Below are 13665 nucleotides of genomic sequence, written 5' to 3' on the forward strand. Positions count from 1 at the left end.
CTATGGGGTTGATAGGCCAGAACTGGAAGCGCAGTAATGCGTGTAGGTGACTGGTACTAATCGGTCGAGGGCTTACCACACACATAACATTCGCCAAAACGAGCACACTTCGAGCTCACAGAATGAAGAGCGTGTAACAACAACAGAAGCCGGCATCAGCCGGTTCGCGTCCACTATGCAATGTCTGAGACAGCACACAAGTGTTGTTTCGCAGTGTTACGGCGGCCATAGCGGAGGGGAAACGCCCGGCTCCATTCCGAACCCGGAAGCTAAGCCCTCCAGCGCCGATGGTACTGCACTCGCGAGGGTGTGGGAGAGTAGGACACCGCCGGACTAAAATTAGATACAGGAGAACACCCTCGGGTCGGTGAGCAGAGATGCTCCCGGCGCGGGGGTGTTTTTCGTGTGCGGGAACCGGAGCGGTGCCGGCCGCGCGCTCCGAGGGTGCGCGGCACCGTCGAATTCGTGCCGTAAAGTGGGCGCCGTGCGTGTCGTGATTGCCGAATGCCAGGTCGACTACGTGGGGCGGCTCACGGCCCACCTGCCGAAGGCCCGGCGGCTGATCCTGGTCAAGGCCGACGGGTCCGTGAGCATCCATGCGGACGACCGCGCCTACAAGCCCCTGAACTGGATGAGCCCGCCCTGCTGGCTCGAGACCACGCCGTCGGCCGAGGATGCCAAGGACGTGCCGGAGGGGCACCAGCTGTGGATCGTGCGGAACAAGGCGGAGGAGCAGCTCCGCATTCTGATCGGCGAGGTCGAGCACGACAGCAGTCATGACCTGGGCGTCGACCCCGGCCTGGTGAAGGACGGCGTCGAAGCGCACCTACAGGAGCTGCTGGCGGAGCACACCCACACGTTCGGGGAGGGGTACACCCTGATCCGGCGCGAGTACATGACCGCCGTCGGCCCCGTCGACCTGCTGTGCCGTGATGCGGACGGCGGCACGGTCGCGGTGGAGGTCAAGCGCCGCGCGGAGATCGACGGTGTGGAGCAGCTGACCCGCTACCTCGAGCTCCTCAACCGGGACCCGCTCATCGCGCCCGTCACGGGCATCCTCGCGGCCCAACAGGTCAAGCCTCAGGCCCGCACGTTGGCGGAGGACCGCGGCATTCGGTGCGTCACCGTCGATTACGACGCGCTGCGCGGCACCGAGGACACGTCCTACAAGCTCTTCTGATGGGCCGCAAGCCCGTCTCCCGGAAGCGGGCGGCCGCGCGCGAGGGGCAACGCCCCCTCGGTGCGGGCGGTTTCGGTTCGCGGGTCGAGGTCGGCGACGAGGCCTTCCAGGTCCGCACCGTCACCGGCAGCGGTGCTGTGAAGGACTACCGCTGCCCGGGATGCCATCAGGTGATCGCGGCGGGTACGGCGCATGTCGTGGTCTGGCCGTCGGCCGAGAGCGGGGGCGTGGCCGACCGGCGGCACTGGCACCGCGGGTGTTGGTCCAGGGAGGCCGGCCGGCGCGCCCGCTAACGCTTCTCGATCGCCACCTGCTGCGTGACCGTGTCGTCGGCGGCGAAATCGTCAGCGCCCAGCACCTGGTGCGCGCGCTGCGCGGCGGTGGGGACGTCGTCCCCGACGTGCTCTGCCCTGGGGGCGGGGGCGGCGGTGAAGGGCGCGGGATCGATCCGCCTTTCGATGACCTGCGACTCGCTGTCGCCGGTGGCCAGCGCCTCTGGCACCAGGGAGAGCTGGCGGCGCACCGTCTCCAGCTGATCGAGGATGGAGGCACGCAGCGTCTGCATGTCCTCGGTGATCCGGCGAGCGTTCGCCACCTGTGTCGCGATGCGGGTGTTGGTGTCCTCGAGCTTCTGCTCCGCCGTGGCGTTCGCGGTGTTGAGCGTCTGCTCGGCCCGCTCGTTCGCCGCGTCGATGCGGTCCCGCGCCTCGTCCTTCGAGGCGTCCTCGAGCTCGGTGATCGTGCGGATCGCCTTGTCGCGGCGCATCGACATCGCCAAGTCGAAATCGTTCTGGACGCGCTCGCGGTTCTCCGCGGCGGACTGCGCCAGCTTCTCCGCCGCGGCCTCCGCCTCGGCCTTGATGCGGGCGGCCTCGGCCTGCGCGTCACGCATGGTCTTCGCGTGCTCGGACTCCATGGCCTCGCGCCGTGCGGTCATGTCGGAGAGCAGCGCCTCGGCCTCGCGGCGGGTGGTCTCGGCCTCCTGACGGGCCAGGGAGCGCACCTCCGCGGACTCGTTCTCGGCGGCGGCGCGGATCTCGGAGGCCTCGTCCGAGGCGAGGCGCATCATCCGGGCGATGCGGTCGCTCATGCCCTCGGCGCTCGTCGGGGGGACGCTGAGGCGGTCCACCTCGCGGCGCAGGTTGTCGATCTCGTCCTGTGCCTCGTCGAGCAGGTCCGTCAGCTCGCGCGCGTGCGCCGATGCCGCGTCCCGGTCGGCGGCGAGTACCCGCAGCTCGGCCTGATACCGGTGGAACTGCTCGGTGACCTGGTCCCGGTCGTACCCACGCAGGACCACCGCGAACGGTGCGGGCGCCGGGCCGCCCGGGGTGTTGTCCGTATTCGCCATGCTCCGAATGGTACGTGGGCGGCCCGCGCGGGCGGCGTCAGCAGTAGCGAATGTTCCGAAATGTGGGCAGGTCGCGGGTCAGGATGCGGGCTCGACCAACTCCACGAGGATGCCGCCGGCGTCCTTCGGGTGCACGAAGTTGATCCGCGAGCCCGCGGTGCCGCCGCGCGGGGCGTCGTACAGAGTGCGTACGCCCTGCTCGTGCAGGTGGGCCGTGACGGCCGCGAGGTCCGAGACCCGGTAGGCCAGCTGCTGCATGCCCGGGCCGGAGCGGTCGAGGAACTTCGCGATGGTCGACTCGGGGGTCAGCGGCGCGAGGACCTGCAGCTGGGCCCCGGTCGACGGTGCGCCGTCGTCCGCCAGGAGGGAGGCGGGCGAGAGCATGCCCTCGCGCACGCCCTGCGCCTCGTTGACCTCCTCGTGCGTGCACACCATGCCCAGGACGCGGGCGTACCACTCGAGGGCCGCGTCGAAATCGGACACGGCGACGCCGACGTGGTCGATACCCAGCACGTATTCGGCCGGGACCCCGTGGGCGGCGGGGTGCTCGCCGTGTGCGGCGCGATCGGATCCGGGCGATTGGCTCTCTGTCATGCCTCGAATGTAGCGTTGAGGTGGAAGACCCCTGCCCACGAGGAGGAACGAAGTGGCTCCGCACGTATCTCATCAGGATCCCAGCAACGATCCGACGGTCATCGTCGCCGGCGCTCGGACGCCCTTCGGCAAGCTCCTCGGCGCGCTCAAGTCGCAATCGGGGACCGACCTCGGCGCCGTCGCCATTCGCGGCGCGCTGGAGAAGAGCGGTATCGACCCGCAGACGATCGACTACGTCATCATGGGCCAGGTGCTCACCGCCGGCGCCGGGCAGATGCCCGCCCGCCAAGCCGCGATCGCGGGCGGCGTGCCGTGGGACGTGCCCACGCTGACCATCAACAAGATGTGCCTGTCGGGCATCAACGCGATCGCCCTCGCCGACCAGCTGATCCGCGCCGGCGAGTACGAGGTCGTCGTCGCCGGCGGTCAGGAGTCGATGACGCAGGCGCCGCACCTGCTCACCGGCAGCCGCGAGGGCCACAAGTACGGCAGCATCGAGATGCTCGATCACACCGCCTACGACGGCCTGCACGACGTCTTCACCGACCAGCCGATGGGCGGACTCACCGAGCAGCTCAACACCACGGACACCGTGACCTACTCGCGCGAGGAGCAGGACGTCTTCGCCGCCGACTCGCACCGCAAGGCCGCGGAGGCCTGGGCCGCCGGCAAGTTCGCCGACGAGGTCGTGCCCGTCGAGATCCCGCAGCGCCGGGGTGAGCCGATCCGCGTGACCGAGGACGAGGGCGTCCGCGGCGACACCACCGTCGAGTCGTTGGCGAAACTGCGCCCGGCCTTCACCAAGGACGGCAGCATCACCGCGGGCAACGCCTCGCAGCTCACCGACGGGGCCGTCGCGGTCATCGTCATGCGCAAGAGCAAGGCGGAGGCGCTCGGCCTGGACTACCTCGCCGAGATCGGCGCGCACGGTGTCGTCGCCGGCCCGGACTCCTCGCTGCAGCACCAGCCCTCGAACGCCATCACGAAGGCGTGCGAGAAGCAGGGCATCACGCCCGCCGATCTCGACCTGCTCGAGATCAACGAAGCCTTCGCGGCCGTCGGCCTCGCCTCCACCGCCGACCTCGGCGTCGACGCCGACAAGGTCAACGTCGACGGCGGCGCGATCGCCATCGGTCACCCGCTGGGCGCGTCCGGCGCCCGCATCGTCCTGCACCTCGCCCTCGAGCTCGCCCGTCGCGGCGGCGGCACCGGTGCCGCCGGCCTCTGCGGCGCCGGCGGCCAGGGCGACGCGCTCATCATCACCGTCCCCAGGAAGTAGAGATCACTGATCCGATGAACGAATCCCTCGCGTCCAAGCTCGTCACCGCCTTCAAGGTCGTCGCCTTCCTCGAGGCGCTCACCTGGGTGTGGCTCCTGATCGGCATGTACGGCAAGTGGGTCGGCGGCAACGAGGAGGCCGTTGCGAAGCCCGGAATGACGCACGGCATCGTCTTCATGGTGCTGGTCGTGCTGACCTTCGCCGTCGCCTACGCCCGCAAGTGGGACGTCAAGACCCTCGTGCTCGGCCTGCTCGCGACGGTGCTGCCCTTCTGTTCCGTCGTCTTCGAGGTGTGGGCGCAGCGGGCCGGCAAGCTCGATGCACCCGCGACGGCCGTCACGGGCAAGAGCGAGCGCGCCGACGTGATCGGCGGTTAGGACGCCGTGACGTCCCACCTGCCGGTACGTTGATGCGCTGACGGAGCTGCTGAGAGGTGGGGCGCATGGTGGACATCCTGGGCGGGCTGCCCGGCGGGAAGGCGCTGGCGGCGTCGGCGAATCGCCTGGCGGCGACCGCACGCAACGGCTTCGAGGTGCTCACGCAGGGCGGCCTCGAGACCGGGCAGAAGCCCTCGCAGTTCACGGTCGTCGAGCGGTCGCCGATGTACCGGTTGCGGCGGTACTTCGGGGACCGGGCGCCGGAGCCCGCAGCGGACGACCGGCCGGTGATCCTGCTGGTGCCGCCCATGATGGTCGACGCCAACGTCTTCGATGTGACGGAGGCCAACGGTGCCGTCTCGGTGCTGCACCGCGCCGGGCTCGACGCGTGGGTCATCGACTTCGGTGCCCCCGACCGCGAGGAGGGCGGCCTCGAGCGCAACCTCGCCGACCACGTCGTCGCGATCTCGAAGGCCATCGATCAGGTTGCGGCGTTCCGCGGTCGCGACGTGCACATCGGCGGGTATTCCCAGGGGGGCATGTTCTGCTACCAGGTGGCCGCCTACCGGCAGTCGCGGTCCATCGCGAGCCTGGTCACCTTCGGCAGCCCCGTCGACATCTCCGCGGGCCTGCCACTGGGTGCCCCGCCGGCGCTGGTCAACAAGGGCGCCGAGTTCGTGGCCGATCACGTCTTCAACCGCTTCTACCTGCCGAGTTGGATGGTGCAACGCGGTTTCGAGTTGCTCAACCCGGTCAAGGCGGTCCGTTCGCGACTCGATTTCGTCCGCCAGCTGCACGACCGCGACGCGCTGCTTCCGCGCGAGGACCAGCGACGGTTCCTCGAGGCCGACGGCTGGGTCGCCTACGCCGGTCCCGCGGTGGCCGACCTGCTCAAGCAGTTCGTCGTGCACAACCGCATGCTCACCGGTGGCTTCGCCATCGACGGCGAGGCCGTCTCGCTCGCGTCGATCACCAGCCCTGTGCTCGCCTTCGTCGGCCTCTCCGACCAGATCGGGCGGCCGAGCGCCGTCCGCGGCATCCTGCAGGCGGCGCCGAAGGCCACGGTCTACGAGGCGCAGGTCTCCGCCGGCCACTTCGGCCTCGTCGTCGGTAGCTCCGCGGGTGCGGTGACCTACCCGACGGTGACGGGGTGGATCAACTGGTTGGAGGGCCGCGGTCCGCAACCGGAGAACATCGCCGTGATGCAACCCGACGACGGCCGCGACGTGGGCGTCAATCCGCTCGTCGCCGGCTTGGGCGGCATCGCCACCGTCGGCTTCGTGGCCGCGCGCGATGTGCTCGACGCGGCCTCGAGCGCCGCGGCGGGGGCCTCAGCCGTGGCCCGCGAGGTCACCCGCGGGTTGCCGAAGCTGGCACGTCTCGGGCAGTTGCAGGCCCACACTCAGGTCTCGCTCGGCAAACTCCTCGCCGAGCAGGCTGCGGCCGACCCGCACGGCGAGCTCTTCCTCTACGCGGACCGCGTGCACACCAAGCAGGCGGTGAACGAGCGCATCGACCGCGTCGTCAGCGGGCTGATCCAGGTCGGCGTGCGGCAGGGGGAGCACGTGGGCGTGCTCATGCACACGCGGCCGTCGGCGCTGGTCGCGATGGCCGCGCTGTCGCGGCTCGGCGCCGTCGCGGTACTGCTCCCGCCCGGCACCGACTACGCGGCGGCGCTGCGGCTGGGTGAGGCGTCCTCGGTCGTCACGGACCCCGAACACGCGCAGGACGCCGCGGCGGTCGCGGAGCGCGTCTTCGTGGTCGGCGGCGGCGACCGCCGCGACCGGCCGGGCGCCGCAGGGCAGGACCTCGCAGCCGAGCTCGTCGACCTCGAGCAGGTCGACCCCGACAACGTCCGCATCCCGCGCTGGTACCGGCCCGACGCGGGTCTGAGCCGCGACCTGGGCTTCGTGATGTTCTCCGAGGTCGGAGGGGAGCTCCGGGCGAGGCGGGTCACGAACGGTCGGTGGGCGCTCTCGGCCTTCGGTACCGCCTCGGCCGCCAGGCTCTCGCAGAGCGATACCGTCTACTGCCTCACCCCGCTCAGCCACAGCTCGGGTCTGATGACCAGCCTCGGAGGGGCGCTCGCCGGCGGCTCTCGGATCGCGCTCACCCGGGACTTCGATCCTGACCGATTCATGGGCGAGGTCCAGCGCTACGGGGTCACGGTGGTCTGCTACACGTGGAATCTCATGCGTGCGGTGCTGGACACCCCCGGCCTGGAGATCCCGCGGTACCACCCGGTGCGCGCCTTCATCGGCTCCGGCATGTCGGCGGAGCTCTCCCGCCGCGTCGGCGAGACCTTCGACGCGCAGGTCATCGAGTTCTACGCCTCCACCGAGGGGGAGATCGTGCTCGCCAAGGTGCGTGCCGGCAAGCCGGGGGCCAAGGGCCGGCGCCTGCCGGGCAGTGCCGACGTCGCGCTCGTCGACTACTACATCGACTCGGGCCGCTTCGTCGAGGACGAGGACGGCTTCCTGCAGGAGGTCGGCGCAGGCGAGGTGGGTGTGCTCATCGGCCGCGCCGATCCGGACGTCACCCATCGCGACGTCCTGCTGCGGGGCGTCTTCCGGCCGGGCGACGCCTGGTTCTCGACGGGCCACCTGTTCCGGCGCGACGAGGACGGCGACTACTGGATGGTCGATGACGTGCGCACCGTCGCGGTCACCGAGCGCGGGCCCGTGTACTCGATCCCGATCATGGATGTGTTGGAACAGCTCGGGCAGGTCGAGCAGGCCGTCGTCTACCAGGTGCCGGACGAGTCGCCCGACGGTCCGCCGCGCGTCGTCGCCGCGGTCACCGTACGGCGCGGCGCCGCGCTGAGCGCCGAGGAGATCAGCGATGCCTTCGCCGGACGCCACGGCCAGTATCCCGACGCGGTGCACATCGTCGAGGAGGTGCCGCTCACCAGTTGGTACCGCCCGCGCGGGAGTGTGCTGGCGGAGGCGGGCATGCCCGAGCCGGGCCCGACGTCGTGGCGGTTCGACCCGGATCGGCAGCGCTACCGCTGATTCGGCCGCGGGGCCGTCGCCGCGGGCGGCGGGCCGGGCGGGCGTGCCAAGATGGAGGCGTGACGACACCTCGAGGCGCATCCAGGCAGGATCAGGAACGGGTGCTGCGCACCGCTGCAGCGATGGCGGGGGCGGTCGACCTCTCGGGCCTCAAGGCCCGGGCGGAGGCGACGGCTGCGCAGCAGGCCCGCCCGGCACCGTCGGGCGAGGCGGGGCCGGCCGGTGGCGCTCTCGGTCACGGCGTGATCGACGTGACCGACCAGAACTTCCCGGCCGAGGTCATCGACCGGTCCGCGAACCAGTTGGTGGTCGTGCTCCTCGCCGCCGCGTACAGCGAGCAGTCGCGGGAGATGTCGGCGGTGCTCGAGAAGCTCGCGGCGGCCGACGCGGGCCGGTGGACGTTGGCCCGGGTGGACGTCGACAGTGCCCCCGGCGTGGCGCAGGCCTTCGGGGCGAAGTCGGTGCCGATGGTGATCGCCGTCGCGGCGGGCCGCGCGATCACGGCCTTCGCCGGAGCGCAGCCGGAACAGGCGGCGCGAGGCTGGCTCGACGACGTGCTCGCCCAGCTCCCGCCCGAGTTCGGCGGCGCGGCCGCCGGGGAGGAGCCGGCGGATCCGCGGCGCGAGGCGGCGGAACAACTCGCGGCCGACGGCGACTACGACGGCGCCCGCGCCGCGTACGAGGCGATCCTGCACGCACATCCGGGCGACGCCGAAGCGGCCGCCGCAGTCAAGCAGATGGCCTTCTTCGCCCGCGCCACCGCCGGCGAACCGGGCGCGATCGCGCGGGCGGACGCGGCGACCGGTGCGACGGGCGAGGAGCGGGTCGCGCTGGCGCTGGCCGCCGCCGACGAGGAACTCATGACCGGCTCGCCGAAGGATGCCTTCGACCGGCTCATCGCCGGGATCCGCAGCACGGCCGGCGACGACCGTGCGGCGTTGCGCACCCGCCTGCTCGAGCTCTTCGAACTCTTCGACCCGGCGGACGCCGTGGTGCTCGCGGCCCGCCGGGACCTGGCGGCCGCGCTGTTCTGACGCGGCCCGGCCCGCGGACCGGACGACGGTTTGGGATACTTACCCCGTGTCTGACTATGGTGTGTCCCGGCGCGCGATGCTGGCGGGCCTCGGCGGACTGAGCCTCGCGGGCGCGCTCGCGGCCTGCGGCACCGACATCGGACGCAGCGAGCCCCGGGGGACCTGCGGGCCTGGTTCCACCAGTACGGGGAGCAGGGCGCGCCGGAGGCGCTCGCGCGCTACGCCGGCGACTTCCCGGACCGCGGCGTGCGGGTCAGCTCGTTCCCGGGAGATTACGACGAGATGGTCTCGTCGGCGCTGGTCCGCGGCGACGGTCCCGACGTCTTCGAGTTCGCCAACGGACCCACGATCGACATGATCGTGGACGGCCGGGTCGTCGACCTCACCGATCTTCTGGGCGATGCCCGCTCCGACTTCACGCCGGCCCTGCTCGACAGGATGACCCACAACGGCCGGGTCTACGGCATTCCACAGGTCATCGACGTGCAGTTGCTCGTCTACCGGAAGTCGCTGCTCGACCAGGCGGGGGTGGTGCCGCCGCGCACGCTCGACGAGCTGGTGTCCGCCGCGCGGGCGCTGAACCGAGGCACGGTCAAGGGACTCTTCCTCGGCAACAACGGCGGCGCGGACGTGCTCGGCGGTGTGCTGCTGTGGTCCGCCGGCCGCGACTTCCTGACGCCGGACCACAAACCGGGCTTCCTCCACGAGGACGTCGCATCCGGCCTGCGGACCCTGAGGGCCCTGTTCACGTCGGGGGACCTGTTGCTCGGTGCACCGCAGGACTGGGCCGACCCGGGCGCCTTCCTCGCGGGGCAGGCGGCGATGCAGTGGACCGGCCTGTGGGCCCTGCCCGCGATCCGTGCGGCGCTGGGCTCCGACGTGGGCGTGCGTCCCTTCCCCGCGATCGGCGCGAACGGCGCCCCGAGCGTGCCCTTCGGGGCCTACGGCGCGGTCGTCAACGCCGGTGGGGACGTCGAGCGCGCGAAGGAGTTCGTGCGGTGGCTCTGGGTCACGCGCGATGACCTGCAGCTCGACTGGGCGCAGTCCTACGGACTGCACGTCCCGGCCCGCCGCTCCCTGATCCCGCAGGCCACGAAGCTGGCGACCGGGCTGTACAAGGAGGCCGCTGAACTGGTGAACACCGTCGGAAGGCCCCAGACGCCACTGCTGTGGACGCCGCGCAGCGCGACGGCCTACCACGAGGCGCTCGACCGCGTGATCCGAGGCGGTGCCGACCCGATGACGGAACTGCGCGGCGTCGCGTCGGTGGTCGAGAAGGAAATCGAGCGATTCCCGCACTGATGCCGGCCGGCATCGGCTGCGCGATCGGAGCGACCGCCGGCCGTGACACGCCGAGACGCGGGTCGGCGGATTCGCTGGATCGAGCGGATGCAGAGGCCTAGTCTGAATCGATTCTGGTCGGTCCTCGGCGGGCCGGGCGAGAGGAGACGATGATGTCGGTCACCGAACATCGTGGGGTGAGCGTTCAGTCGGCCCTGGCCATCGCGGGCGCACGCCTGCTGCTCAGGCCCTTGATCGCCCTGTACCCGGTGCGGTCCTGGTCGTTCGTGCCGCTCGCCCTGAGCGAGGGCCTGGCGAACCTCATCGGGTGGACGCCGAGCGACGTCGAGGTGGAGCGGATCGTGCTCTCCGGTGTGCCGGTGGAGCGGCTGGTACCCACCGCGGGACACCTGCGGCCGGACGATGCGATCTGCTACTACCACGGCGGCGCCTTCCTCACCGGCGGGCCGGGCACGCACCGGCGCCTGGCCGCGGCCCTCGCCCGGGCCCTGGGCGTCACGGTCTTCAACGTCGACTACCGCCAGCTGCCCGCCGGGGGCGTCGGCACGTCCGTCGACGACGCCTACCGCGTGTACCGGGCCGTCATGGACTCCGGTCGTTACCGGCAGGTCGCCGTCGGCGGGGATTCCGCGGGAGGCTACATCGCGGCGAAGGTGGTCGAACTGGCCCACATGGACGCGGTGCGCTCCCCGGCAGCGTACTTCGGCTTCTCGCCCCTGCTCACGCCCACCGTCGCTGCCGATGATCCGCGGCACGACGTCGACGACGCCTACCTCACCGTGGGCAAGCTCGCCGGCCTCCGGCGGTTCTTCGACCGCGGTCCGATCGCCTTCCGCGGTCACGACGACGCCACCGAGATCGATCCGGCGGCATTCCCTCCGGCGCTCGTCATCGCGTGCACCGGCGAGATGCTGCGCATCGACGCCGAGCGGCTGCACGAGCACCTCGATCGCGCCGGTAGGCCGTGCGAGCTGCATCTTTACGAGGGCGGCGTGCACGCCTTCCCCGTGCTCGCGGGGGCAACGCCCGAGAGCGCGCAGGCGGTCCAGATCACCACGCTGTTCCTGGAGGCGGCATTCGACGCCCGCCTGCAGTACCGCGCCGCCTGAGCGGGTCCCGTCACCGGGACGGCGCCGGTCCGCGGCGCGCGGCCTGGGCCGGGAGCAGGGGGCATAGGCTGGGACCATGCTGCTGCCGCACACCATCACGCCCGTCCCGCCCGGCTCCGACGGTGAGCCGGCCGTCACCGTCGGCGGGCGCACCCTGAGCCGGACGGAGCTGATCGGCGCCAGCACGGCCGTCGCCGAGCGGTTGAACGGGCTCGGCGTGCGCGGGCCGGTCGCGGTCTGGGCCGAGCCGACGCTCGCCACCGTGATCGCCATCGTGGGGGGCCTGCGCGCGGGGGTTCCCGTCGTCCCGGTCCCGCCGGACTCGGGCAGCGCCGAGATCGCGCACGTACTCACCGATTCCGGGGCGCAGGCGTGGCTCGGCGGCACGCCGGGCGATCCGCACGGGCTGCCCGCTGTCCCGGTCCGCGAGCATGCCCGCGGCTGGCACGCGCTCCCCGAGCCGCCCGCGGCCGCGACCGCGCTCCTGATGTACACCTCGGGCACGACGGGGGCGCCGAAGGGCGTCCCGATCCGCCGCGCGGCGATCGCCGCGTGCATCGACGGGCTCGCCGACGCCTGGGCCTGGACCGCGAACGACACCCTCGTGCACGGCCTTCCGCTGTTCCACGTGCACGGCCTGATCCTCGGCGTCCTCGGTCCACTGCGCGTCGGCAGCCCGCTGGTGCACAGCGGCAAGCCGACCCCGGAGGCCTACGCCGCGGCCGGGGGCACGATGTACTTCGGCGTGCCCACCGTGTGGTCCCGGATCGCGCGCGACCCGGAATCCGCAGCGGCACTGCGCGACGCCCGGCTCCTGGTATCCGGCAGCGCGCCCCTGCCCGCGCCCGTCTTCGAGCGGATCCGCGAGCTCACCGGCCACGAGATCGTCGAGCGTTACGGCATGACGGAGACCCTTATCACCGTGAGCGCCCGCGTCGACGGGGAGCGCCGCCCGGGCTGGGTGGGCTTGCCGATCACCGGCGTCGAGTCGCGGATCATCGCGGAATCGGGCGAGGAGGCGCCGCACGACGGCGAGGCGATCGGGGCCCTCCAGATCCGCGGCCCGATGGTCGGTACCCAGTACCTGAACCGCCCCGACGCCACCGCCGAATCCTGGGTCGGCGACGGCTGGTTCGACACGGGCGACGTCGCGGTCATCGACGCGGGCGGCTTCCACCGCATCGTCGGACGCGCCTCCACCGACCTCATCAAGACCGGAGGCTTCCGCGTGGGCGCGGGCGAGATCGAGGCCGCGCTCCTCGGCCACGGGGACGTCCGCGAGGCCGCCGTCGTGGGGCTTCCCGACGACGACCTCGGGCAGCGCCTCGTCGCCTACGTGGTCACCGACGGGGCGCGCGATGACGCCGCGGCCGCCGCGATCGTCGAGTTCGTGGGGAAGACCCTGTCGAAGCACAAGCGGCCGCGCGAGATCCGCTTCGTCGACGATCTCCCGCGCAACCCGATGGGAAAGGTGCAGAAGAAGCTGCTCCTGGGGTGACCGCGAGCGTGGCCCGCCGGCCTCACCAGGACAGCACGAAGTCGTGCAGGTGCCGGGTGGCGGGGGCGAGGCTGGTCGTCGCGCGGGCGAGGGCGATCGCGCGGCGGTGCTCGCCCTCGAGCGGCACTTCCACCACGTCCGACGGTGCGCGGTCGTCGTGCGGGAGCAGGGCGACGCCGAGTCGGCGGGCGATCAGCTCACGGATCGTCGAGAACTCGGTGACCTCCACGGCGATCGCCGGCGCGAATCCGGCGGCGGCGCACCAGCGCTCGGTGCTGCCGCGCAGGTGGTAGTCGGGCGGGTTGGCGATGAAGGTCTCGGACCGCAACTGCGCCAGCCGGATCCGACGCGCTCCCGCGAGCGGGTGGGTGCGCGGGAGCACTGCCAGGATCTCCTGCGAGCCGACCACGGCGTGCGGCAACCGCTCCGGCGGCGGGATGGTGACGGCGAGGTCCAGCGCACCCGTCTCGAGGTCGCGCACGAGTTCGGAGCCGTGCCCCTGCTTGAGGGTCACGGTGATCCCCGGATGCGCGTGCCGGAACGCGGAGAGCAGGTCCGGTAGGCGGCCCGAGCCCATGGTGAGCGGGAAGCCGAAGCGGACCGTGCCGTGTTCGCCGTCGCCCTCGCCGACCACCGCGTCGATGGCGAGTCCCAGCTCGCGCAGGGGCTCCCGGATCCGGCGGGCCAGGTCCTCGCCGGCCGCGGTGAGCCGCACGGTGCGACCGGCGTGCAGGAGCAGCGGCGTCTTCAGGTCGGCCTCGAGGGCGTGGATCCGGCGGCTCATGGACGACTGCGGGATGTCGAGGGCGGCCGCGGCGCGGGTCATGTGTCCGTCGTGCGCCGCGAGGGCGGTGAGTGCCTGGAGCTGTGGTGCGAGGAGGCTCAGCCATTGATCCATATTCGGATGATATCGCTGCGATTCCTCATTGGACG

General features: G+C 71.7%; 12 protein-coding genes and 2 rRNA genes. 11 read left to right on the forward strand and 3 right to left on the reverse strand.

Annotation, left to right across the window (positions count from 1 at the left end):
- From FK529_RS14475 to FK529_RS14490, 4 genes are all read left to right on the forward strand, one after another.
- A 23S ribosomal RNA gene (locus tag FK529_RS14475) occupies positions 1 to 80 on the forward strand; the annotation flags it as partial.
- Between the two features lie 137 nt (positions 81 to 217).
- Positions 218 to 334: ribosomal RNA gene (gene rrf / locus FK529_RS14480) — 5S ribosomal RNA — on the forward strand.
- Between the two features lie 150 nt (positions 335 to 484).
- Positions 485 to 1180, forward strand: coding sequence for an endonuclease NucS (gene nucS, locus FK529_RS14485; protein ID WP_193559708.1), 696 nt, complete (start codon positions 485 to 487; stop codon positions 1178 to 1180).
- A complete protein-coding gene (locus FK529_RS14490; RefSeq protein ID WP_146562412.1) occupies positions 1180 to 1473 on the forward strand; it encodes an Rv1322 family protein in 294 nt (97 codons plus the stop codon). The genes nucS and FK529_RS14490 overlap by 1 nt, the downstream gene beginning before the upstream one ends.
- Here the strand turns inward: FK529_RS14490 and FK529_RS14495 are convergent.
- Both FK529_RS14495 and mce read right to left on the reverse strand, forming a co-directional pair.
- Positions 1470 to 2528 (reverse strand): coiled-coil domain-containing protein, encoded by a 1059-nt coding sequence (locus FK529_RS14495; protein WP_146562414.1) that lies wholly within the window; start codon positions 2526 to 2528, stop codon positions 1470 to 1472. The two genes, FK529_RS14490 and FK529_RS14495, sit on opposite strands and share 4 nt — an antisense overlap.
- A gap of 78 nt (positions 2529 to 2606) precedes the next feature.
- A complete protein-coding gene (mce, locus tag FK529_RS14500; RefSeq protein WP_146562416.1) occupies positions 2607 to 3122 on the reverse strand; it encodes a methylmalonyl-CoA epimerase in 516 nt (171 codons plus the stop codon).
- Positions 3123 to 3174: 52 nt separating this feature from the next.
- Between mce and FK529_RS14505 the strand changes: the two genes are divergently transcribed.
- The 7 genes from FK529_RS14505 to FK529_RS14535 all read left to right on the forward strand — a co-directional run bounded on the left by FK529_RS14505 (position 3175) and on the right by FK529_RS14535 (position 12732).
- Positions 3175 to 4401: an acetyl-CoA C-acetyltransferase gene (locus tag FK529_RS14505; protein WP_146562418.1), complete on the forward strand. Its 1227-nt coding sequence runs from the start codon at positions 3175 to 3177 to the stop codon at positions 4399 to 4401.
- Between the two features lie 14 nt (positions 4402 to 4415).
- Entirely contained in the window at positions 4416 to 4778 is a 363-nt protein-coding gene (locus FK529_RS14510) for a DUF3817 domain-containing protein (RefSeq protein WP_146562420.1), read from the forward strand.
- Between the two features lie 65 nt (positions 4779 to 4843).
- On the forward strand, positions 4844 to 7789 hold the full coding sequence (locus FK529_RS14515) for an alpha/beta fold hydrolase (RefSeq protein WP_146562422.1): 2946 nt from the start codon (positions 4844 to 4846) through the stop codon (positions 7787 to 7789).
- Between the two features lie 59 nt (positions 7790 to 7848).
- Positions 7849 to 8823 carry a tetratricopeptide repeat protein gene (locus tag FK529_RS14520; RefSeq protein WP_331456330.1) on the forward strand — a complete coding sequence of 325 codons (975 nt, stop codon included), beginning with the start codon at positions 7849 to 7851 and terminating at the stop codon, positions 8821 to 8823.
- A gap of 246 nt (positions 8824 to 9069) precedes the next feature.
- Positions 9070 to 10125 carry an ABC transporter substrate-binding protein gene (locus FK529_RS14525; RefSeq protein WP_205124397.1) on the forward strand — a complete coding sequence of 352 codons (1056 nt, stop codon included), beginning with the start codon at positions 9070 to 9072 and terminating at the stop codon, positions 10123 to 10125.
- 176 nt (positions 10126 to 10301) lie between these two features.
- The gene (locus FK529_RS14530) at positions 10302 to 11234 is read left to right on the forward strand and encodes an alpha/beta hydrolase (RefSeq protein ID WP_158635128.1); all 933 of its coding nucleotides are present in this window, start codon (positions 10302 to 10304) and stop codon (positions 11232 to 11234) included.
- A 76-nt stretch (positions 11235 to 11310) separates the two neighbouring features.
- On the forward strand, positions 11311 to 12732 hold the full coding sequence (locus tag FK529_RS14535) for an acyl-CoA synthetase (RefSeq protein WP_146562427.1): 1422 nt from the start codon (positions 11311 to 11313) through the stop codon (positions 12730 to 12732).
- A 22-nt stretch (positions 12733 to 12754) separates the two neighbouring features.
- Here FK529_RS14535 and FK529_RS14540 read toward each other — a convergent pair whose 3' ends face one another.
- Complete coding sequence (locus FK529_RS14540; RefSeq protein ID WP_146562429.1) at positions 12755 to 13630, reverse strand: LysR family transcriptional regulator; 876 nt, start codon at positions 13628 to 13630, stop codon at positions 12755 to 12757.
- Positions 13631 to 13665 lie beyond the last annotated feature (35 nt).

Source organism: Tsukamurella asaccharolytica (assembly GCF_007858435.1).
Classification (GTDB): Bacteria; Actinomycetota; Actinomycetes; order Mycobacteriales; family Mycobacteriaceae; genus Tsukamurella; species Tsukamurella asaccharolytica.

Coding starts and splice junctions, on each gene's coding strand:
- FK529_RS14490 (WP_146562412.1), top strand. CDS start 1,180: ATGGGCCGCAAGCCCGTCTCCCGGAAGCGGGCGGCCGCGCGCGAGGGG.
- FK529_RS14495 (WP_146562414.1), bottom strand. CDS start 2,528: ATGGCGAATACGGACAACACCCCGGGCGGCCCGGCGCCCGCACCGTTC.
- mce (WP_146562416.1), bottom strand. CDS start 3,122: ATGACAGAGAGCCAATCGCCCGGATCCGATCGCGCCGCACACGGCGAG.
- FK529_RS14510 (WP_146562420.1), top strand. CDS start 4,416: ATGAACGAATCCCTCGCGTCCAAGCTCGTCACCGCCTTCAAGGTCGTC.
- FK529_RS14515 (WP_146562422.1), top strand. CDS start 4,844: ATGGTGGACATCCTGGGCGGGCTGCCCGGCGGGAAGGCGCTGGCGGCG.
- FK529_RS14535 (WP_146562427.1), top strand. CDS start 11,311: ATGCTGCTGCCGCACACCATCACGCCCGTCCCGCCCGGCTCCGACGGT.
- FK529_RS14540 (WP_146562429.1), bottom strand. CDS start 13,630: ATGGATCAATGGCTGAGCCTCCTCGCACCACAGCTCCAGGCACTCACC.